Raw genomic sequence first — 20,460 nt, forward strand, 5'->3', positions numbered from 1 at the left:
GACCAATGACCAATGACCAATGAATCATCCACGGCAGGAGAGCGGTAATGGCTGGAGACTGGATAAAGATGCGTGCAGATTTGCACACTCACCCAAAAGTCGTCCGCATTGCGTCCGCTTTGGATGCGGACAGATTGCGCGTAGTTGGCGCACTACATGCGACGTGGTGTCTGTTCGATGCCCATTCAGTTGACGGAGAGCTCGACGGTTACTCCTCAAAGACCCTGAACGACATGATCGGGTTTGAAGGTTTTGCACAGGCTCTGATTGCTGTTGGCTGGCTTGAAGAAAATAACTCAAGCCTTTGTATGCCAAGGTTTTCAGAGCATAACGGGCAGTCGGCAAAACGTCGTGCGCAGGAAGCGGACAGAAAGAGAAACGCCCGCAAATCGTCCGCATCAGATGCGGACAAAAAGCGGACCAGAGAAGAGAAGAGAAGAGAAGATCTAAACCCAGAGAGAGAGGCGGGCGCGACTGACGATATGCCGCCAGTGGATAACCCGGACACGGACTATCTCGCACCCATGGGCAAATTTCCGATCACTCCTGACTGGCTACCGGGAACCGACTTTACCCGTCAGGCGACACTCTGGGGAATAAACCTCGGTGACGAGCCGGGCTATACCGCCGAAGAACTTCAGCAGTTCCGAGATTACTGGACCTGCGAGGGGAGGGTGAAGCACCAGATGCAATGGGAGCAGACCTTCGCCCAGAGCCTGAGAACATCCCGGGTACGCCAGCAGATACCGTCGCAGCGCAAACCAGCAGCGATGGGTATTTCTCAACCTGACTCAACGATCCCGCCAGGGTTCAGGGGGTAACCATGAAATCGACGACAGAACTGTTTGTTCGCCTGCAGAAGCTGATGCCCGCCGGTACTCAACCGAGATTCAGCAGCGCCAGCGAGCTGATGGAGTGGCAGCGCCAGGAAGGGCTGAAACGGGCCGAAGAGATCGAGAAGGAAAACCGGCTTTCCCGAGCGCAGAAAATCCTCGGACGGTCCGGCATCTGCGATTTGCACCGGAACTGTACGTTCAACAGCTACCAGGTCAGCAACGACGGCCAGAAGCAGGCGCTTTCCCTCGCCAAAAGCTATGCGCAGAACTTCGGCAACGGCTTTGCCAGCTTTGTGTTCAGCGGTGGCTGCGGCACCGGGAAAAATCATCTGGCGGCGGCCGTCGGCAACTACCTACTGCAGCGTGGGCACAGCGTGCTGGTTGTCACCGTTCCTGACCTGATGCTGCGTATTCGTGAATGCTACGACGGCGGCAAGTCAGAGGCGGCGCTGCTGGACGACCTGTGTCGCGTTGACCTGCTGGTGCTGGATGAAGTCGGCGTGCAGCGGGAAACCCGCGGGGAGTGGGTGTTACTGAACCAGATCATCGATCGCCGCCTGGCGGCAATGAAACCAGTGGGGGTGCTGACAAACCTGAATCACCAGGAGTTAACAAAAACGCTCGGCGAACGCGTGATGGATCGCCTGACGATGGACGGCGGTATCTGGGTGAATTTCACCTGGGGCAGTTACCGCAAGAACGTGACCCACTTACGGGTCGTGAAGTAACAACAGCGAGTTTTGACCAATGACCAGTGAACGAATCAACCAGATTGACCAGGTGGCGGTGGTTGTCCGCCACATACCTGGCTGCGTCCTGCAGGATGTCTGCGAGGCGCTGGATATCACTTCCAGCTCCGCCGGAAACTTTCTGCGCAGGCTGACGAACAATGGAACGGTTATCCGTGAGCACAACGGCACGCAGTACACCTACACCGCGGCTCCCGGCGCAGATATTCCCGACGTGGTGCTGCCCTTCATGCTGGATAAGCCGGACCCGGCGCGCATCGAGAGTGCCGAACGCGTCGCGCGTGAACTCGAATCCCGCGGGCTCTGGCGCCGTGCGGCGACGGTTTACACCGATATCCTCGGACTGGCCTGCAATGCGCATGAAGTCCTGCGTATCTCGCAGCGCCGTGACGCCTGCCTGAGAACGGCACGGAGGTGGTGACGATGGCCAGACCAAAAACACCGGAACAGAAATCTGCCTGTATCGGGCGAATCATCGAACTGACCCGGCAGCATGGCCGCCTGACGGTGAAGCAGGCGTCCGCCATTCTGGGGCTTAACCGCAGCACGACGGAAAAGTATTTCCGCGAAGCAGCTGCCGGCGGCGAAGTGGTTCGCCATGGTCGCCTCGGGTTGTTCCGCGACCAGCGCGCGATTATCGACTTTGACCTGCAGCGCTACAGCTACCGGCGGCCGCCAGCGACAGCCCCAGCTATCGATTCCTTCATGGCTGAAGTGCGGGCGCAGGGTGTGGAGATGTTTGCCAATAGTCTGAAGGTTGCCGGTGGTGGTGAGCATCCGTATTCACTTGTGGCAAATGATTTCGCCGCCCAGTTACGCCAGGGAGCCGCGTATGAGTAACGGAATAGAGCTTATGCAGCATGCGCTGGGAATCAGTGCGCGTAATCGCACGCCATACCGTAATTATTTCCTCGCAGGCGAAGGGCATACGGATAACGAGACGTGGAAAGAGCTGGTTTCTGATGGCTTGGCTACTTCCCGTACTGCACCTGATTTTGTTGGTGGTGGAACACTTTATCACGTCACAGAAAAAGGCGAAGCAACGGCAATTTCTGCACTGCCAGAGCCGAAGAAACGCACTCGTTACGATGATTACCTTCATTCAGAAGTATGTGAATCGTTTGGTGAGTGGCTTGGGATAGAGCTGCCAGTTTATGAAGAGCGTGAGATAGGCCGGTACAAATACGAATATCGAATGGTTCGCCGCTCGCGCGATTGGGATTCGTACTACGACATTCGTGGCGAGTGGAAACCGACAATGAAAGCGGCAAAGGCCAGTTACAAAGAAGCTCTACGTAAATCAAAACAGGAGCCCGCACGATGAGCAAGACACTTAACGGGCGGTGCATACGCCGCTGGACCGTCGAATTTAAAGGGCTGTGTGACTCCAAGGTGAGCCCGTGGTGGCGTAAACGCGACCTGCGCGGGTACATCCGCGATGCCGCGCTGACCACCGCTGACTGCATGGTTGACAACCTGGCCTACAACAACGCGATGCATGATTTTTTCTCTGAGGTGGGAGATCAGAACGGTTGGACTCCCGGGTTTTCCCCCTGGTACCGAGAACGTCGGGAGCAATACCGCAAAGAGGCGCTGGAGTATCTGAACGAAGAAGCCACCAACGATGAAATCGACGAGGAAATTCAGAACGAGCTGGAGGCCTGGAATGATTGACAAGTTGGTCTTAGATGATGCGCTGGACTTTGACCTTTTCGAAGGTGACTTCGGCACGCCTGCCGACACTGAGCTTTCAAACAAGATCGTCACCAGCCGCGGTGAATACCGGTGTCATATTTGCGCCGGTCTGATTTCAAAGGATGAAGCGCACCGTAGCACGACATGGAAATTTGACGGTGAGTTAATGTCCTATCGCTGCTGTAACGCGTGCTGCACCGCGATGATCGCCAGCGTCAACGGTGATTACGAAGAAGATGATCCGATAGAGGCGCGTTATGCGCTGGGCCACCAACGCAGAGAGCAGGAGCGTGCATCATGAGCAGAAAAAACAATCATCCGACAGTCATCAACTGGCTTGATAACTGCCCGTCCTGTGGGCATGGGAAGGCCGTGGTTAATACCGAAGGCAACGAAAATTTACTTTTTTACGGCGACCAGGTGACATGTATGCAGTGCGGTCACTGTGGGGAAATCGATACGGAAGACAACACAGCTTTCGTTGTCTGGGACGAAATTGAGAACAAGGCGGAGGCAAACAATGACTAACCAAATCGTCTTTGTGAACGGGAAATCTAAATGCGGCTGCGTAATGGAATTCAGCGATGGCGGCGGCGAATATTCGGATGTTCACTACATAACACCGTGTGCCGCACATTCTCAGGCCGAAACTACATCTCAGCCCGTTGGCTATTTTGCTTATGACACTGACGGCGGATTTACTAATCACGACACTGCAGAGCGCGCGCAGACAGAAGCGCAGAACGCGATCGAATACTTCCGCGAGTCTGCCGGCGACGGCTGGAGTGATGAGGTCGATAGTGTCTGCTGGGGCGTCATTATGCAGCAGGCTGAGCAAACGGATGTGAGACCGCGGACTGAAGAGGACAAATGCGAGTCCCACATTGAAGAAATTTGCGATTACATGCTGCAGCCGAAAGTCTCCGCCACCACTGGCATCACCGTTAAGGTGGGGGAGTGAGTATGCGCCTATATAACGCCGATTACCTGCACCCAGTTTCCTCCAGCAAGGAGGGCGTATGACCACATTCACCAAAGAGCAGTTAAAGGGGTGGGCCTCAAGACTCATTGAAGAAACGCGCAGCGATATATCCATTTCACGTACTGATGCACATGCAGAGTCATATCATGCGCAGCTTGAGCTGCTTGAAATCGCACTGGCAGCATTAACCGCAGAGCCAGTTGCTGACGTAGTGGTGTGGTCTTCGCCGAACGAAGAGCGCACCTGTGATATCCGCTGGCGTCGTCATGATGTGGCGCCAGGGCAGCTTTACCGCCTGCCGATGATTGAGGGGCTTAAATAATGGCTAATAACAAATTAACAGACGAGCGCATACAAGAATTATTGCTCAAATTTACTCGCGATTCGTACCGTTTGAATGGTTCAGAAACAGGCATGGCGCTTGGTGATGCTGTGTTTGCACTGTGTGAGCTTCGGGAGCATAGAATTGCTGAGGGAGCTTTACAGCGGGGTTACGCGGCGGCTGAGCAGGTGTCATTTTGCCTGGACGAGCTGAACGTACCAAAAGATGCGGGGTATGGACCATTATCGCTGTGGGACCGCGTTTATCAATATGGCGAGATTAGCGCCTCCGAACGTGCAGAACTTCAGCAGCGCCGGAAAGCTGATGAGCAGGAGGTGAGGTGATGCAGGCTCTGCTGCAATACGCCACCAGCCGCATCATTGAGCTGGAAAAAATGCTGCTGGTGGACGTACCGGAAACGGTATGGCCCGCCGAGATCAGCATGGTGTTTTCGCAGGTAGAACACGCCGGGGATCTCCCGGCGCACCACCAGCGCCGACTTAAGCACCACATCAACCGCATGCTGCTGGAAAGAATGCCTGTTCCGGCAGTTATCACCGCAGCCTGCTCGCTGGCCCACGCCATGGAGAAATACGAGTGAGAGAAATCATCGTTGATAATTTTGCTGGTGGCGGCGGCGCCAGTACCGGCATTGAGATGGCTATCGGCCGCAGCGTGGATATTGCTATCAACCACGACCAGAACGCCGTGGCGATGCACACCACCAACCACCCGGAAACGCTTCACTACTGCGAGGATGTTTTCGATATCGACCCGCGCGTCGCGACCGCCGGCCGTCCTGTGGCGCTGGCGTGGTTCTCGCCGGATTGCCGTCATTTCTCGAAAGCGAAGGGGGCAAAGCCTGTAGAGAAAGCGATTCGCGGGCTGGCCTGGGTGGTGCTGCGCTGGGGGCTGGATGTTAAACCGCGGGTAATGAAACTGGAGAACGTGGAGGAGTTCAAAACGTGGGGTCCGCTGCTAGCCGGGGAAATGAGACCTGACCCAGACCGTTCCGGCGAGACCTTCGAGGCTTTCATCGGCATGCTGACTACTGGCATCCCGGCGGATCATCCCGCGCTGGCTGAATGCTGCGAGTTTCTGGGCATCCCGCTTGATAGTGATGACGCTGCGCGGCTGGTCAGGGGGCTGGGCTATGTCGTCGAGTACCGAGAGCTGCGGGCATGCGACCACGGTACGCCGACAATCCGCAAACGGTTTTTCATGGTGATGCGCTGCGACGGGAAGCCGATAGTGTGGCCGGAACCTACGCACGGTGACCCGAAAACAGCCGCAGTCATGGCTGGTAAACGGGTGCCGTGGCGTACAGCTGCTGAGTGTATCGACTGGTCAATACCGGCACCTTCCATTTTCGGGCGGAAGAAGCCGCTGGCAGAAAACACGCTCAGGAGGATTGCCCGCGGCATCAAGCGCTTCGTTATTGACAGTGCCTCGCCGTTTATCGTCAAGTGCAACCATACCAGCAGCAAGAGCGAGTACGATTGCTTTAGAGGCCAGTCGCTGGATGAGCCGCTACAGACCATCACGAAAAAGCTCGGCTATGCGCTGGCTGTGCCATATCTGGCACCGTTCATGGCTGGCAACGGCGGTAGCGAATACCAGGCGAAGCCGCGCGCGCTGAATAAGCCTGCCCACACTATCCTGAAGCAATCCCGCGCCTGCGTGGTTGCTCCAGTGATTGCCCGCCAGTTCGGCGCCAGTATCGGCCACCGGGCAGACGAACCCAGCGCAACGATCACTGCGGGCGGTGGCGGTAAATCGCAGCTGGTGACACCGACGCTGATCCAGATGGGCTACGGCGAGCGACCCGGGCAGGAGCCTCGCGTGCTGCAGCTTAATCACCCGCTGGGGACTGTTACCGCAGGCGGCAATAAGTTCGCAACGGTGAGCGCGTTCCTGGCGAAGCACTATGGCGGGAATTATACGGGCCCGGGCGTGGGGCTGGATGAGCCAGCACACTCCGTGACGACGGTCGATCACCATGCTGTTGTTGCCTCTCATCTGATCAAGCTGCGCGGAACGTGCCGCGATGGGCAGCGCGTGGATGAGCCAATGCCGACCATCACTGCTGGTGGCCAGCATGTTGGGGAAGTGCAGACTACGCTCGCGGCCGTGAGCTACGACGAAGAGCGCGCGCAACAGGTCGTCGAATTCCTGAGAAAGTATTGTGGCGAAGATTGTACCGGGATTGTTGAGATCGACGGCGTGACATACCGGATTGTGGATATCGGGATGCGTATGCTGCAGCCGCGTGAGCTGTATCGCGCGCAGGGTTTTCCTGAGTGGTACATCATCGACCAGGACTATACCGGAAAGCGCTACGCGAAAGATAAGCAGGTGGCCCGCTGCGGTAATGCAGTACCGCCACAGTTCGCCGAGGCGCTGGTGCGGGCTAATCTGCCTGAGCTTTGCGGAGTGAAGGAACAGGCCGCATAAAAATAAGCCTGCTAATCATACGAAGCCCGCTCCGGCGGGCTTTTGCAGAAATTTATACAGAATCAGTTAACAAAACGTGCTTTTAAACCGATTGCAATCAGCAGTTGTAGGGTTAATAATGTAACTGTATATTCATACAGTATATCGATTTGGAGGGAATCATGAAGGTCGAGTTAACCATTGATCGGACAAAGAATCTTCCTGATGGGGCTGTACCGGCGCTGGAGAAAGAGTTGTTAAAACGTCTTGGCAACCGCTTTGATGACTGCAGCATTACCATCAGGCGCGCCAGCGTCGACGGGCTGACAGTCATTGGCGCGGATAAGGACGACAAAAAAGCCGTGGAGAAAATCCTCCAGGAGACCTGGGAGAGCGCCGACGACTGGTTCTATTAACAAAAAATCCAATGTGGCCTGCATGTCCAGTCGTGGATCGTATTTCCCTTTTATGCAGCCGCCGTTACTCAATTTTGCGTCAGTACGTCGCGCAGGGGGGAAGTGTTGTGGGCATTGTTAACTCAGCTCCTGCCGGAGATTTCAAAGCAACCATTACCGATGGATTAGGTCGTGAGGTCTGTTCCTTCAGGTTGGCAAAAAATGACAGGTTTATTGTGTCTTCGGATGGAAATGAAGTCGCTTGCAGGAAGTTATCCCGGGATGAGCAGTACTGGACCAGGGAAACGATCATTGAGGTGTTCAGGGAAATGAGCGCCAAAAATTGACCGCTCGTCAGCGAATCGAGCATAATCCAACGACTGGCCTGAACAACCAGAACCTGACGACATGCGCCACGGAGCAACACCATGGCGCGAAATCAAAAACAACACTCCCACACACTGACGTTCTCTGGCGCCAGCGATTTCCTTTTGCCTGAATCCTTCCGGAGTGGCAAATGAAGAAAAGCTGGTTCCTTCAGGACAATCTCACCACAGAAGAAGCCGACGAGCTGGTGGCGCGCTATCGCGAAAATAACGTACGCACCAAGAAAAGCCTGGATAACGATCTTATCCACTGGACGGTGAGCGCATTCCTTCCTGAATCCGGCAAAACACCGCGGCAAAGCAAACGCTGGCAGCATCGCTGCTGGGGTGATGTATGACGGCCTACAACATCACGCCGCTGGGCAAGCCGCGACAGACCCGGGCAGACAAATGGAAGAAACGGCCGGAGGTACTCCGTTACCGTGCGTTCTGCGACGAAGTCCGGCTGAACAACATCACGCTGCCCGCCAGCGGCTACCACGTTATTTTTGTGCTACCCATGCCGCCGAGCTGGAGCAGGAAGAAGCGCGCTGAATACGACGGGAAGCCGCACCAGCAACGTCCGGACAAGGATAACCTGGAAAAGGCGCTGCTGGACGCCATCTTCGGCGAGGACAGCCATATCTGGGACGGGCGCGTGTCAAAGGTCTGGGGGCAGACAGGACAGATTATCATCCGGGAGGCTTGCCCATGCGCCTGCTGCTGAGACCTGAGATCGCCAGACAGATGGGCATTGTGCTGCTGAAGCCCGGCAACGATCTGATGGGTGTTTTCGCCCAGGGCCGGGTGCTGGTGGAGGAGGCCCCGGCGAATATGGCCCACCTGCCGTCCGGGCGCATTCCTGATGCCCGGCAGCCGCTGGCGGAAGATCACCTCCTTCGACCCTTCTTCACCGATGAGCGCGTTATTCGTGCCGCTGGTGGTCTGGCCGCGCTGGAGCACTGGCTGTTACTGCGGACGGATGTCTGCCAGTACCCGCACGCCAGTTATCACCATCACGAACTGGTTACGATGCGACACCCGCCTGGTGCGCTGGCGGTCTGCTGGCACTGTGATAACGAGCTGAGGCAGCAGACGACCGAACAACTGGCCGAACTGGCCCGCGAGAACGTCATCGCCTGGGTGATTGATACCGTCCTTGCGTCGCTGGGCTATAACCGCGAGCGGGAACTTTCCGTCGCGGAGCTCTGCTGGTGGGCGGTATCAGCCGGTATTGCCGGGGCAATCAACGAAGAAATGGCGCAGCGCGCTCTGCGACTGCCGTCAGAACCTGAACCCACGGTGTACCGGGAAAGCGATATCGTGCCAGCGTTACCGGCCACCAGCATTCTGGAGAACAGGCTGGACGGGTACAGCGTGGAGCCTGACTGGCAGGAACACCCCCTCGGGCAGCCGCTGGTGAGTGTTGCTGTGGAGCCTGAAGCGCCGGCCACCTTTTTTGCCCGCCCGAAGCGCATCCGCTGGACGAACCCGGCCTTCATCAAATGGGTCAAGACCCAGCCCTGCGTGTGCTGCGGTAAGCCGTCGGACGATCCCCATCACCTCATTGGCTGGGGGCAGGGCGGTACCGCCACCAAAGCGCACGATATTTTCACGTTGCCGCTGTGCCGCAGGCACCACGATCAGCTGCATCACGACCGGATTAAGTTTGAGCAGGAATTCGGCCTGCAGCCTGTATTAATCGTTCAACTGCTGGACCGGGCCTTTGCGCTTGGCGTGCTGGCATAGGGAGAATCGACTATGAATCTTGATGGTGTGATCAAATTCTTTGCCCCGAAGGGCATGCATATTTCAGGTACCAGCCGGGCTACCGACGGTGAGCAACTTACCGTGACCGATGTGATGGCCGCGCTTGGGATGACGCAGGCACAGGCCGGCATCGGTCTCACGATGTATCTTGGCAAGGCAGGCATCAGCCAGCAGGACCGGGACGCGTCTATAGCCTGGCTGGCTGAATACGCTAAACAGCATGCGCCGTTCGCAGTGCGAAAAGCCGCTGGTAAAAAATTTCCCCTCTGCATGCGTATTCTGGCGCGCTTCGCATACAACGACTATGCATCTTCGGCGGCGGATTCGGTGGAATGCCACAAATGCCATGGAAAGGGGTTTACGCCAGTCACCACCGAGACAGAAAAGAGCCACTACACCATGCGGCTGCCTCAATGGGCAAAAGACCTGCGCCAGTCACCATCCGATTTTGAAGTGAAGCGCGTAGTCAGAGAAACAGAGCATGTGCTTTGCAAAAAGTGCAGCGGTACTGGGAAAATAAGCAAGCGCTGCCAGTGTGGCGGTACCGGGAAAACGCTCGATCGCAAAGAAACGGAGTTCCGCGGTGTACCGGTATACAAAGTGTGTAAGCGGTGTGAGGGGCGCGGATACAGCCGTCCAAAATCATCGGTGGCATATCGTGGCATTTTCACCGAGTTATCCAGCTTGCCGGATCGTACCTGGCGCTACAGCTGGAAGCCATTCTATGAAAGCCTCGTATCAAAATGCTTTCAGGAGGAGAGCTATTCTGATATCCAAATTAAAAGGGTGACGGTAATGCAAGATCGAATAGAAATATGAGTATTTGGCGACAAGATACTTGCAATGTTGCCATTTTTGTGTAAATTTGACATTAACGATGGGCATTGTATGTTCAGAGTTAAAAACCCGCCAGCGAGCGGGTTTTTTTATGGCTAACCGCCGCCAATATGAAAGCGCGGTGGGCGATGCGTATCCTACATGTTCCAGCCGAATGCAAAGCTCACAAAGGCAGGACCACAATCCGAATCTGCGCTAACTAAGGTTGAGCGCCCCGTATCAGTAAGCGGGTAACATTCTTAGCCCTGGCGTTCGCCGGGGTTTTTTATTTTCAGGCTCCGGGAATCACCCTTACCTTCACTTTTACATAAGAGCCCGCGAGCCTGATTTCCTCCAACCACACAGCACCCGCAACATCGCGAGGTGAGAGACCATGAAAATGAATGACCAGCAAGGGAATATCATCACACAGTTCTTTGCCTGGCTTGCGGCAATTGCGTCCATGCTGGGCTTTACAACTCAGGATGTTGTTTACATCCTCTTTGGTTTTATTGGCGTGGTTATCTCAGTTGCCTCATTTGTGTTTGGTCGCATGGATGCCAGAAATGAACGTAAGGAAGACAGCAAACGGACACAGCTATTAGCTGAATACCTCCATGGCGTGCAACAAAAACCTCTCAGTGAGCGCCCCTCATCCGCTGAAGTGATCACCGAATCGATGAACAGGATAAACAACAATGGCGCAACTGAATAAAAAGGCTGGTGCTGCAGGTGCGGTTTGCTCTGTAGGTGCCATCATTGCCATCGTGCTGAATGCGGGTCATGTACGGACAAACGAGCGTGGTCTGGAGTTAATCGGAAACGCTGAATCCTGCAGACGTGATCCGTATGTCTGCCCGGCAGGCGTCCTGACCGACGGCATCGGGAATACTCACGGCGTTAAAGCTGGCGTGAGCAAGACGGACGCGCAGATCGCCGCCGACTGGGAAAAGAACATCCTGGATGCCGAGCGCTGCGTTAACACCTACGCCAACGGAAAAAAGCTCAGCGACAACACATTCTCGGCGGTGACGTCGATTACGTTTAATGTTGGCTGTCCCACGATGAAGCAATCAACGCTTTACGCGATGTTTCGTGACGGGCCAGCAGCGTGGCAATCCGCCTGTAACCAGTTTCCTCGCTGGGTCTACGCCGGAAAGACCATTCTCCCCGGTCTGGTAAAGCGCCGCGACGCTGAGAGAAAGCTCTGTCTGGATGGCCTGTAATGAGCCGTATAACCGCAATCATCATTGCTGTCGTCGCCTGCCTGCTGGTTTCTCTTGGCTGGATGGTAAACCACTACCGCGACAACGCCATCAACTACAAAGCCCAGCGCGATAAAGCCACATCCGCCCTGACGCTAGCGAACGCCACCATAACCGACATGCAGACCCGGCAGCGCGACGTCGCCGCGCTGGATGCCAAATACACAAAGGAGTTAGCTGATGCGAAAAAGCAGCTTGATGCTCTTCAGCAGTGTGTTCGCTCTGGCAAGTGTGGGCTGCGCATCAACGCCACCTGCCCCAAGGGTAATACCTCCGGCGCCACCGGCGTGGATGATGCAACCGGTCCCCGACTTACTGACGCCGCTCAACGGGATTATTTCACCCTCAGAGAGCGAATTAGCGTTATCACCAAACAAGTGAGCGGCCTGCAGGAATACATCACCACGCAGTGCCTCAAATAACGATCCTCGCAACAGCGGGGATTTTTTATGCGCATCGCACGCGCAAAACGAGAGTCTTTCAGTAGTGGGCCTGGGGAATGCCGCTTTCTCTCAGGTGGTTGTCCCGTGCGACAGGCTCACGCCTAAAAGGAAATGCCATGAGTAAGTTTTTTATCAAGGTTATCATCGGCATCTTTTCATACGGGATTCTATTGTTGCTCGGCTATGCGACATTTACCGGGGCTAAGTCGCTAATCGGTGTATCTGCCGCCGCCTATTGGGTAATTATGTTCGCCGGTTTATTTGCCAGCGCCATCATTCTGATTGTCAGCTATGGGGCGTCTGGCATTGAAGGTGAAGATGCCAGGCAAAAAACGATTGAGTCCATCAGTGACGCAACGAAGAAAAAAGGAATTTTCTTCCGGGTGCTGCGCTGGGTTGAAGATGCGGCCATCGCCTCTTTGCTCTCATTCTCCGGCTGGGTATTCACCGCCGTGTGTTATGTGCTGGTGGTACTGCTGATGCGACTGTGCGTCGCCGTCGCTCGCGACAAGGTAGAAGGGTTATCTGTAAAACCGGACATCTGATATGGCGGCACTGAAGGATTTATCCCGCCAGCTCCAGCAGCTGCAAAAACAAATCCCATTCGCAACTGCACAGGCGATGACAAAGGTCGTTCGGCAGATAGAAACAGCTCAGAAAACGGCGTTCGAGCGCCATCTGGAAAATCCAACACCCTTCACCGTGAAATCCGTCGGCTCAGTGGCTGCCCGAAAAAACAGTCTGCGCGCGAAAGTGTTCGTTCGCGATACTGCCGCGGATTACCTCGAGCCGTTTGAGTTTGGCGGCGAACATAAGCTCAATGGCAGCGCGCTGCTAAATCCCAAAGACATTAAGCTGAATAAATTCGGCAACCTGCCGCGTAACAAGCTTTCTCAGCTTAAGGCGAAGCCAAATGTTTTCATCGGTGATGTCGGTGGTGTTAACGCCGTCTGGCAGCGCAGAAAGGCCAGGACTAGGAAAGGGAAGAAGCGGGCGAAACGCTCGCCGAATGGAACGCGTCGGGAGAAGGTTAAACAACGCACACCAAAACTGCTTATCCGCTTTGGTGACGCGTTGCCAGTAAAACCCACGCTGGGCTATATGGACCGGGCAAACACCATGGCGCACACGCTACTACCGTCTGCGTTGAATCAGGCGATAGCGGAGGCGCTCAGGACAGCCAAATAGTTGTGAACATTAAGGGGAGTCAATAATGGATGAACGTGAATTAATGCATGTTATCAATCTGCTACTCGAGGATGTAAAACGATTACAGGAACTGGAACCAAATGCAGGTACTGAGGCCCGCATTTGGCTGGCCAAACAAGCTTTGGAGTCTGGCGACCAGGAAGGTTAGACCTTGTCGTGGTTGATGTAGTAACGACCAGCGGACTTTGTGACCATAACGATTGGGTTTGGGCGAATTTTTTCAGCAACAGATTCCGCTAGATTACCAACATCCTCTTTTGATTTACTCGCGCTTTCATAGTTGTACTCAGCGCTAGGAAGGTAATAGGTATTTCCTGAGTCTGTTGTTATTGTCCGCTGAAACCCTTTCTGTTTCATTGTCTTGTGTAGCTCTTCATAGTCCGCATCTTCTGAATTGCGAAGTTCTACTCTAACTGAGAATTTTGCCATATGTTTTCCTTGCTGACCGTGTGAGAACGTCCAGCATATCACCGAGCCTGAAGTGGTGAAAAGACAGGTAAATCAAACGGTGTTCCCCGGTGGGGTTTGGGTCCTTCCTGAGGGGATCGTATTGCACGGGCATTGCGCGCCGCGGTGTTTTCCTAGCTACAGGTTTTCAAATTTGGGTAACAGGTAACTGTTACATTTTGTTTCATTTGTCGGCTACTTATTGTTTGTAAATGATTTTCCATAAATTGTTTTGTTACCCATGGTGTTACCTTCCTTATTGGGTAACAGATAAAGGTAACAAGTCAGGTAACAGGTCGGGGTAACAATGAACCAGTCAGATTTTGCCAGACTCCACGGCGTCAGTCGTAAAACGGTCACGATGTGGAAAAGCCGGGGATGGCTGATCATGTCCGGCGATGACATTGACGTTAATGCGTCGAATGCTCAACTGGAAAAATACAGAAAAACCATCAGCCGACCCGGCGCTAATAAGGCTACAGCTCCGGCGAGAAAAGCCACTGCGCCAGCGCTGTCATCAGCGGCGGAAGCAGGCGATGACGATGGTTCATCGCTGGAGGGTATTGCCAGGGATTTCATTCTCAAAAATGGTGCTGAATTAACCCTGGATGAAGCGCGCTGTATGAAAGAGAACTATCTGGCGCTACTGACAAAACTTGAGTTTCAGCAAAAAGATGGTCAGCTCATTGAGATGACCGTTGCCGAGGAGGTTCTTTTCAACGCCTTTCGCCAGCAGCGTGATGCCTGGCTCAACTGGCCGTCCAGGGTGGCGCCGCTGATGGCCGCTGATCTGGATGTACCGGCGGACAGGATGACAGAGGTGCTGATTGAACATGTCCACAAACATATCTCAGTCCTCGGAGAGCCAGAATTTACCCCGGCAGAAGATTGAGCGTCTTGAGCTGAGCGTACGAAAAGGCTGGACGCCGCCGCCGAGGATAAGCGTTCCGCAGTGGGCTGATGATTATCGCAAACTGGCGAAGGAAGCCGGGAGTACGTCGGGCAACTGGGAGACGTCCACCGTGGAGATCGCCCGCGGCCCGATGCTGGCGGCGACAGAATCAGGCGTTCACATCATTACGGTGATGTGCTGCACGCAGCTGATGAAAACCGCGCTGCTGGAAAACCTGTTTGGTTATTTCGCGCATCTCGATCCCTGCCCGATACTGCTGCTGCAGCCGAAAGAGGAAGCGGCCGAGCAGTTCTCGAAGGAACGCATCAGCCCGCTGGTGAGGGTGACGCCGGCACTGCGCAGAATCATCGGCGACTCAAAGCAGAAGAGCTCGAAAGAAACCATTCTCTATAAGGCGTTCACCGGCGGCTTTCTGGCGCTGGCGGGCGCTGGTAGCCCCGATAACCTTGCGCGTCGCCCGATTCGCGTTCTGCTGGCGGATGAGGTGGATAAATACCCGATCACCCGCGAAGGCGACCCTATCACGCTGGCGGAAGAGCGCACGGCAACCTTTGGCCTCACCTGGCTGTCGGTTCGCGCCTGCTCGCCGACGGTGGAAGACGAAAGCCGGATTGCCGACAGCTATGCCGAATCTGACCAGCGCCGGGCCTCGGTGGTGTGTCCGCACTGTGGCCACCGGCAGTTCCCTGACTTTTTTAAACATGTTCAGTGGCCGAAGGACGGGGATAAACACCTGACCAAATCAGCGATGCTCCACTGTGAGTGCTGCGGCGCTGGCTGGTCCGAGGGGGAGCGGCTAAGGGCGCTGCAGACCATCCGCTGGCACCAGACCCGACCGTTCGAGTGCTGCGGAGAGCGGCATTCCCCGCTGATGGATTATGACCTGGCCTGGCGGACAGAGGATGAGGGCAGTGTTGAAAAGGTGTGGCGCTGGTCGGAATCCGAACGTCATGCAGTCTGGCGCGCTGTCTGTCCGGAGTGCGGGCAGGAGGCCGTCGATAACCACCATGCCGGGTATCAGGCATCCAAACTGTTCAGCCCGTGGCAGAAAGACAAGCCGTCCGATATTGCCGAGAAATACATCAAAGCGAAGGGGGACCCGGATAAAGAGCAGGCCTGGTGGAATACCCAGATGGGACTGCCTCACCGGCCAAATCACGGCAAGCAGTTGCCGGTGGATATCCTGCTGGCTCGCCGGGAGGTCTTTCCGGCGAAAGTGCCGGATGGTGTTGCCCTGCTGACGGCCGGGATTGATACCCAGGATGATCGCTTCGAAATCGAAGTGACAGGCTGGGGTAAAAACGAGGAGTCCTGGTCTGTCTCCCATGATGTCATCTACGGCGATCTGGAAACGGATGAACCCTGGCGGCGTCTGGATGCGTACCTGAAGCAGATATGGCGCCGGAACGATGGCAGGGGACTGACCATTATGGCGGCCTGCCATGACTCCGGCGGTCACCATACCCAGAAGGTCTACGAGTTTGCTAAAGAGCGGCTCAATCGCCGAATCTGGGCTGTCAAAGGTGAATCGGCGCAGGGCGGGAAGCGAAATCCGGTCTGGCCAACCAAACGTCCTTCATCGAAGAGCAAGGCGCAGTTCCGGCCGATCATTCTGGGGGTCAACTCCGCGAAGGATGTGATCCGCGGGCGGCTGCATATCGAGCCACCTGCGCCGGGTATGGCCGCGCCGGGGTATATGCATTTCCCTGACGATCGGGATATCGGCTATTTCAACCAGCTGCTGGCTGAGCGCCTTGTGTACAAAGTCATTGCCGGGCAGCGCTTCAGCGTCTGGGAAGCTATTCCCGGCAGGGCAAACGAAGCCCTCGACTGCCGGGTGTATAGCTACGCCGCGCTGTGTGGCCTGATGCACATGGGACTCAAGCTGAACGTACGCGCCGCGAACCTGGAAGCCAACCCGGACAAATTCCTGCCGGCACCGGCCGGACCGGAAGAAACCATCAGCTACGAATTGCCGGGGGCCGTTATTGAAGAGCCTGCTCCCGTCAAACGTAAGCGACTGTCAAAACTCCTGCCGCAATAAGGATAATTATGTTTAACCGGAACACCAGTCTGCTTGCCGGCGCGATGACCGATGAGCAGCTCAGGGCTGCGCTCGCCAAAGCCCAGCAGGCCTACATTGATTTAGCGACCGGGAGCCACGGTGTTTCGTTTTCCTATTCCCAGGGAGACGGAACGCGATCCGTGTCCTACCAGCAAAGTACCCTGGCTGACCTGCTGGCGCTGATCCAGCTCCTGCAGGCGCAACTGGGCATTATCTCGCGTCCGCGGAAACCAGCGAGGTTTCGATTCTGATGAATAAAGTACAGATACTGGGACCGGACGGTCAGCCGGTACGCCCGGCGCGGCCCTCGATGCTGGTGGGCGGCAGCCGCGTGCCCTATGACGCGGCGGATTCGTTCAGCGACCAGCTGGCGAACTGGCAGCCGGCGCTCTGGTCGCCGGATAACGAAATCAACATCTACCGGGACCGGATTGTCTCCCGCGCGCGGGATCTGGTCCGTAACGATGGCTGGGCTAACGGTGCGGTGACCCGTCTGCTGGACAATGCTGTCGGTGCAAACTTCCGCCCCATTATGAAACCGGATCACCGGGTGCTCAGGATGATGACCGGGAACCCGTCATTCGATGCCACGTGGGCTGAAGAGTATGGCAAGGCACTGGAGGCGCACTGGCGAACCTGGGCATATGACCCCGGGCGCTACTGCGATGCCGAGCGCAAGCTGACGGTTCCTCAGATGCTGCGGCTGGCATTTCGCCATAAGTTAATCGATGGTGATGCGCTACTGGTGCTCCAGTACCGGACGGACCGGCTGGGGCGAGGACGGGGGCGCTATGCCACCACGGTGCAGGTTGTCGATCCTGATCGCCTCAGCAATCCGCAGCAGAATTTCGATATGCCGCATATTCGTGGCGGCGTGGAGATTGACGCTGACGGCGCGCCGGTGGCCTACCACATCCGGGAAGCCCATATAGGTGACTGGTGGAGCGGGGCCAAAACCATGACCTGGCAGCGTATCCCTCGTGAGACGGCCTGGGGACGCCCGCATGTGGTACATGATTTTGACCATGAGCGCGGTGCGCAGCATCGCGGAAACGGCATTCTGACGCCAGTGGTCCAGCGCCTGAAAATGCTGGTGAAGTACGACCAGAGTGAACTCGAGGCCGCCATTCTCAACGCCATTTTTGCAGCCTATATCGAGTCACCCTATGACCCGGCGATGGTGCAGTCGGCGCTGGGTGAAAACTATGACGAATCCGAGCTGGGTGCTTATCAGGACGGGCGTGTCGAATTTCATTCTGACCGGCGCCTGACGCTGCAGAACGGTGCCCGTATGCCCATTCTTTACCCCGGGGAAAAAATCACCACGGTCAATGCGGCGCGGCCCTACAGCAACTTCGAGGTGTTCGAGTCTGCCGTGCTGCGCAATTTCTCCTCCGGTACCGGTTTATCGCCGCAGCAGGTCACCCAGGACTGGTCTGACGTTAACTACAGCTCCGCGCGCTCTTCGCTGCTTGAGGCCTGGAAGACGCTGACCCGGCGCCGCGACGATTTCGCCATGGGAACCGCACAACCTGTGGTGACCGCTTTTGCCGAGGAAGTGCACGACAACGAGGATTTACCCCTGCCTGCCGGCGCACCGGATTTTGTTGACGCCAGAGCAGCCTATTCCCGCGCGCGCTGGATGGGGCCGGGCCGCGGCTGGGTGGATCCGGTTGCAGAGAAGAAAGGCGCCATTCTTGGCCTAGATGCCGGGCTTTCCACCCTCGAAATTGAGGTGGGTGAGAACGTCGGTGAAGACTGGGAAGAAGTGCTCGATCAGCGCCAGCGTGAAATTGATGCCTGTAAGAAACGTGGGCTGCCGCTACCCAGCTGGGCACAGGCTGATGTATTTGCCCCCGAAACGATTAAAGACCCGGAGGAAAAGTGAATCTACCTCATCTGGCCCAGCGCCTGTTTAACACGCCGCTGGCCATCCACCCGAACAAAGCTGAAGTCATCATGGCAGCCGTCATGGACCGGTTCGGTATCTCCAGAATTGAAACCTCACTGGCGATGGAAGATGACGACGGGTACGGCTACGACGACAACCGCGGGCGGGAAACCCGGCGCGACCCCGGCTATGACAATGTGGCGGGTGTTGCGGTCATCTCCATCTGCGGAACCCTGGTTCAAAAGCTCGGCAGCCTGCGGCCGTACAGTGGCATGACGGGCTATGACGGTATCCGCCAGGCGTTTTTGTCCGCGCTGGCCGACTCGGATGTGAAGGGTATCTGTCTGGATATCGATTCACCGGGCGGGGAAGTGGCGGGGTGTTTCGACCTTGTGGACGAAATCTACAACGCCCGCGGTGAAAAACCTGTCCACGCCATTCTGACGGAAAGCGCGTATTCAGCTGCGTACGCCATCGCCAGCGCGGCTGACCGGATTTCGGTTCCCCGCACCGGCGGCGTGGGGTCGGTGGGCGTCATCACCATGCACCTTGACTGGACGCAGCGCATTAAAGAGGACGGTCTGAAGGTCACCATCATTACTTTCGGCAGCCGGAAGGCGGAGGGCTCTCCGTATCGTGAGTTGTCAGAAGAGGCGCTGGCGGCCATACAGCATGACATCAACACCATGGGGGAGCTGTTCGTGAATACCGTTGCCCGTAACCGCGGGATCAGCGCAAAAATTATCAAAAATACGCAGGCGGCCTGTTTTATGGCGGCTGATGGTGTGGAGCTTGGACTGGCGGATGAGGTATGCCCTCCTGATGCTGCGTTCAGACATTTACTTCAAGTAACAGGAGCCTGATATGGCAAAGAAAACGATGAGTTTTGCTCACCTGCTGGGTTTTGGAAAATCGGCATCAGAAGAAGATGAAGATAAAAAAACCAAAAAATCGAAGGCACGTAAAGCGGAAGAAGATGACCGCGAGGACGATGCTGAAGACGATGAGCGCGATGATGATGCGGAAGACGATGACCGTGATAAAAGCGCCGAAGATGACGATCCGGATGCAGAGGATGATGAAGACGATCCGGACGCTGAAGACGATGATGGCGATGACCGAAAAGAAAGTAAGTCTGGCCGCCAGGCGCGTATTTCAGAGCGTAAGCGCTGCGCCCGTATCTTCGGTAGCCCGCATGCTGCCGCCAACCCAGCGCTTGCCGCATCGCTCGCTTTTAATACCGGCATGAGCTCTGCTGCAGCCATCAACGTCATGGCTTCGCAGGCGCCGGCATCGCAGCCTAAGCGCGGTCGTTCTCTGGATGAACGTATGCAGGCCAGTCACCAGGCGCGCCTGAACCCGGACGGTGAAAAACAGACTGGTAAATCTGCGCTGGTGGGCAAGATGACCAGCCTCTACAACTCTGTGAAAGGGGAAAAATAATGGATCAGTTTGGTCAAAGTCCGTTTGCGCCGGGTATGAAAAGTTCGCTGTTTGTGCCGGATCAGCTTGTTGCTGGTAATCTGCAGCTGGTGACTGATACCGGCACCATTACCGGCGGTATTTATAAGCGCGGTACTGTGCTGGGGCAGATTACGGCTTCCATGAAGTACACGGCCTGCGTGAAAACTGCCACCGATGGCAGCGAAAAGCCCTGCGCCATTCTGGTGGATGATGTGGATGCCACCACGCACGGCGATCAGTCCGGCGGTGTTTACCTGATGGGTGAGTTCAACCAGAACCGTATCATTATTGATGCCTCCTGGACTGTTGCGGACCTGAAGACAGCCTTGCGCCCGCTGGCGATTTTCCTGCGCGACAGCATTCAGGCACCCGTTTCCTGATTTAACGCTTCCCCGGATAT

The 20,460-nt window shown here is 56.0% G+C and carries 32 protein-coding genes; 31 read left to right on the forward strand and 1 reads right to left on the reverse strand.

Annotated features, from left to right (window positions below; genetic code table 11):
* Positions 1-47: 47 nt before the first annotated feature.
* The 24 genes from NNN71_RS02405 (at position 48) to NNN71_RS02520 (ending at position 13,428) form a co-directional block, all read left to right on the forward strand.
* Complete coding sequence (locus NNN71_RS02405) at positions 48-821, forward strand: DnaT-like ssDNA-binding domain-containing protein (protein ID WP_271457774.1); 774 nt, start codon at positions 48-50, stop codon at positions 819-821.
* 2 nt (positions 822-823) lie between these two features.
* Complete coding sequence (locus NNN71_RS02410) at positions 824-1,564, forward strand: ATP-binding protein (protein ID WP_271457775.1); 741 nt, start codon at positions 824-826, stop codon at positions 1,562-1,564.
* A 19-nt stretch (positions 1,565-1,583) separates the two neighbouring features.
* Entirely contained in the window at positions 1,584-2,006 is a 423-nt protein-coding gene (locus NNN71_RS02415) for a PerC family transcriptional regulator (protein WP_271457776.1), read from the forward strand.
* Between the two features lie 2 nt (positions 2,007-2,008).
* Positions 2,009-2,425 (forward strand): DUF977 family protein, encoded by a 417-nt coding sequence (locus tag NNN71_RS02420; protein ID WP_271457777.1) that lies wholly within the window; start codon positions 2,009-2,011, stop codon positions 2,423-2,425.
* Positions 2,418-2,909 (forward strand): hypothetical protein, encoded by a 492-nt coding sequence (locus NNN71_RS02425; RefSeq protein WP_271457778.1) that lies wholly within the window; start codon positions 2,418-2,420, stop codon positions 2,907-2,909. Before NNN71_RS02420 ends, NNN71_RS02425 begins: the two co-directional genes overlap by 8 nt.
* Positions 2,906-3,259 (forward strand): hypothetical protein, encoded by a 354-nt coding sequence (locus tag NNN71_RS02430; protein WP_271457779.1) that lies wholly within the window; start codon positions 2,906-2,908, stop codon positions 3,257-3,259. Before NNN71_RS02425 ends, NNN71_RS02430 begins: the two co-directional genes overlap by 4 nt.
* Positions 3,252-3,581: a hypothetical protein gene (locus NNN71_RS02435; protein WP_271457780.1), complete on the forward strand. Its 330-nt coding sequence runs from the start codon at positions 3,252-3,254 to the stop codon at positions 3,579-3,581. The genes NNN71_RS02430 and NNN71_RS02435 overlap by 8 nt, the downstream gene beginning before the upstream one ends.
* Positions 3,578-3,808 carry a hypothetical protein gene (locus NNN71_RS02440; RefSeq protein ID WP_271457781.1) on the forward strand — a complete coding sequence of 77 codons (231 nt, stop codon included), beginning with the start codon at positions 3,578-3,580 and terminating at the stop codon, positions 3,806-3,808. The genes NNN71_RS02435 and NNN71_RS02440 overlap by 4 nt, the downstream gene beginning before the upstream one ends.
* A complete protein-coding gene (locus tag NNN71_RS02445; protein WP_271457782.1) occupies positions 3,801-4,241 on the forward strand; it encodes a hypothetical protein in 441 nt (146 codons plus the stop codon). Before NNN71_RS02440 ends, NNN71_RS02445 begins: the two co-directional genes overlap by 8 nt.
* A 58-nt stretch (positions 4,242-4,299) precedes the next feature.
* Entirely contained in the window at positions 4,300-4,584 is a 285-nt protein-coding gene (locus NNN71_RS02450; protein ID WP_271457783.1) for a hypothetical protein, read from the forward strand.
* Complete coding sequence (locus tag NNN71_RS02455; protein WP_271457784.1) at positions 4,584-4,928, forward strand: hypothetical protein; 345 nt, start codon at positions 4,584-4,586, stop codon at positions 4,926-4,928. Before NNN71_RS02450 ends, NNN71_RS02455 begins: the two co-directional genes overlap by 1 nt.
* Positions 4,928-5,185, forward strand: a complete 258-nt coding sequence (locus NNN71_RS02460; protein WP_271457819.1) for a hypothetical protein — start codon at positions 4,928-4,930, stop codon at positions 5,183-5,185. The genes NNN71_RS02455 and NNN71_RS02460 overlap by 1 nt, the downstream gene beginning before the upstream one ends.
* Positions 5,182-7,038 (forward strand): DNA cytosine methyltransferase, encoded by a 1,857-nt coding sequence (locus tag NNN71_RS02465; protein WP_271457785.1) that lies wholly within the window; start codon positions 5,182-5,184, stop codon positions 7,036-7,038. Before NNN71_RS02460 ends, NNN71_RS02465 begins: the two co-directional genes overlap by 4 nt.
* 161 nt (positions 7,039-7,199) lie before the next feature.
* Positions 7,200-7,433: a DinI family protein gene (locus tag NNN71_RS02470; protein ID WP_271457786.1), complete on the forward strand. Its 234-nt coding sequence runs from the start codon at positions 7,200-7,202 to the stop codon at positions 7,431-7,433.
* Positions 7,434-7,929: 496 nt separating this feature from the next.
* A complete protein-coding gene (locus NNN71_RS02475; RefSeq protein WP_271457787.1) occupies positions 7,930-8,136 on the forward strand; it encodes a hypothetical protein in 207 nt (68 codons plus the stop codon).
* Positions 8,133-8,504 carry a RusA family crossover junction endodeoxyribonuclease gene (locus tag NNN71_RS02480; protein WP_271457788.1) on the forward strand — a complete coding sequence of 124 codons (372 nt, stop codon included), beginning with the start codon at positions 8,133-8,135 and terminating at the stop codon, positions 8,502-8,504. Before NNN71_RS02475 ends, NNN71_RS02480 begins: the two co-directional genes overlap by 4 nt.
* Complete coding sequence (locus tag NNN71_RS02485) at positions 8,489-9,526, forward strand: DUF968 domain-containing protein (RefSeq protein WP_271457789.1); 1,038 nt, start codon at positions 8,489-8,491, stop codon at positions 9,524-9,526. Before NNN71_RS02480 ends, NNN71_RS02485 begins: the two co-directional genes overlap by 16 nt.
* A 12-nt stretch (positions 9,527-9,538) precedes the next feature.
* Positions 9,539-10,366 (forward strand): antitermination protein Q, encoded by an 828-nt coding sequence (locus NNN71_RS02490; RefSeq protein WP_271457790.1) that lies wholly within the window; start codon positions 9,539-9,541, stop codon positions 10,364-10,366.
* 391 nt (positions 10,367-10,757) lie between these two features.
* Positions 10,758-11,078 carry a hypothetical protein gene (locus NNN71_RS02495; protein WP_271457791.1) on the forward strand — a complete coding sequence of 107 codons (321 nt, stop codon included), beginning with the start codon at positions 10,758-10,760 and terminating at the stop codon, positions 11,076-11,078.
* On the forward strand, positions 11,062-11,589 hold the full coding sequence (locus NNN71_RS02500) for a lysozyme (protein ID WP_271457792.1): 528 nt from the start codon (positions 11,062-11,064) through the stop codon (positions 11,587-11,589). Before NNN71_RS02495 ends, NNN71_RS02500 begins: the two co-directional genes overlap by 17 nt.
* Positions 11,589-12,050, forward strand: a complete 462-nt coding sequence (locus NNN71_RS02505; RefSeq protein WP_271457793.1) for a lysis protein — start codon at positions 11,589-11,591, stop codon at positions 12,048-12,050. The genes NNN71_RS02500 and NNN71_RS02505 overlap by 1 nt, the downstream gene beginning before the upstream one ends.
* Before the next feature lie 137 nt (positions 12,051-12,187).
* On the forward strand, positions 12,188-12,616 hold the full coding sequence (locus NNN71_RS02510) for a hypothetical protein (protein ID WP_271457794.1): 429 nt from the start codon (positions 12,188-12,190) through the stop codon (positions 12,614-12,616).
* Between the two features lies 1 nt (position 12,617).
* Complete coding sequence (locus NNN71_RS02515; RefSeq protein ID WP_271457795.1) at positions 12,618-13,259, forward strand: hypothetical protein; 642 nt, start codon at positions 12,618-12,620, stop codon at positions 13,257-13,259.
* A gap of 25 nt (positions 13,260-13,284) precedes the next feature.
* Positions 13,285-13,428 (forward strand): hypothetical protein, encoded by a 144-nt coding sequence (locus tag NNN71_RS02520; protein ID WP_271457796.1) that lies wholly within the window; start codon positions 13,285-13,287, stop codon positions 13,426-13,428.
* Here NNN71_RS02520 and NNN71_RS02525 read toward each other — a convergent pair.
* Positions 13,425-13,709 carry a DUF2622 domain-containing protein gene (locus tag NNN71_RS02525; protein WP_271457797.1) on the reverse strand — a complete coding sequence of 95 codons (285 nt, stop codon included), beginning with the start codon at positions 13,707-13,709 and terminating at the stop codon, positions 13,425-13,427. The two genes, NNN71_RS02520 and NNN71_RS02525, sit on opposite strands and share 4 nt — an antisense overlap.
* A 325-nt stretch (positions 13,710-14,034) precedes the next feature.
* Between NNN71_RS02525 and NNN71_RS02530 the strand changes: the two genes are divergently transcribed.
* Genes NNN71_RS02530 through NNN71_RS02560 form a run of 7 tightly spaced genes read left to right on the forward strand, consistent with a single transcriptional unit; the run spans position 14,035 to position 20,440 of the window.
* Positions 14,035-14,619, forward strand: coding sequence for a hypothetical protein (locus tag NNN71_RS02530; protein ID WP_442910499.1), 585 nt, complete (start codon positions 14,035-14,037; stop codon positions 14,617-14,619).
* On the forward strand, positions 14,561-16,684 hold the full coding sequence (locus NNN71_RS02535) for a phage terminase large subunit family protein (RefSeq protein WP_271457799.1): 2,124 nt from the start codon (positions 14,561-14,563) through the stop codon (positions 16,682-16,684). The genes NNN71_RS02530 and NNN71_RS02535 overlap by 59 nt, the downstream gene beginning before the upstream one ends.
* A gap of 8 nt (positions 16,685-16,692) precedes the next feature.
* A complete protein-coding gene (gpW, locus tag NNN71_RS02540; protein WP_034165315.1) occupies positions 16,693-16,956 on the forward strand; it encodes a gpW family head-tail joining protein in 264 nt (87 codons plus the stop codon).
* A complete protein-coding gene (locus tag NNN71_RS02545) occupies positions 16,956-18,593 on the forward strand; it encodes a phage portal protein (RefSeq protein WP_271457800.1) in 1,638 nt (545 codons plus the stop codon). Before gpW ends, NNN71_RS02545 begins: the two co-directional genes overlap by 1 nt.
* Positions 18,590-19,459 carry a S49 family peptidase gene (locus NNN71_RS02550; protein WP_271457801.1) on the forward strand — a complete coding sequence of 290 codons (870 nt, stop codon included), beginning with the start codon at positions 18,590-18,592 and terminating at the stop codon, positions 19,457-19,459. The genes NNN71_RS02545 and NNN71_RS02550 overlap by 4 nt, the downstream gene beginning before the upstream one ends.
* A gap of 1 nt (position 19,460) precedes the next feature.
* Positions 19,461-20,039, forward strand: coding sequence for a hypothetical protein (locus NNN71_RS02555; RefSeq protein WP_271457802.1), 579 nt, complete (start codon positions 19,461-19,463; stop codon positions 20,037-20,039).
* Complete coding sequence (locus NNN71_RS02560) at positions 20,039-20,440, forward strand: head decoration protein (protein WP_180759197.1); 402 nt, start codon at positions 20,039-20,041, stop codon at positions 20,438-20,440. The genes NNN71_RS02555 and NNN71_RS02560 overlap by 1 nt, the downstream gene beginning before the upstream one ends.
* Positions 20,441-20,460 lie beyond the last annotated feature (20 nt).

It is taken from the genome of Kluyvera sp. Awk 3 (assembly GCF_028069715.1).
In the GTDB taxonomy this organism is placed as follows: Bacteria; Pseudomonadota; Gammaproteobacteria; order Enterobacterales; family Enterobacteriaceae; genus Kluyvera; species Kluyvera georgiana_A.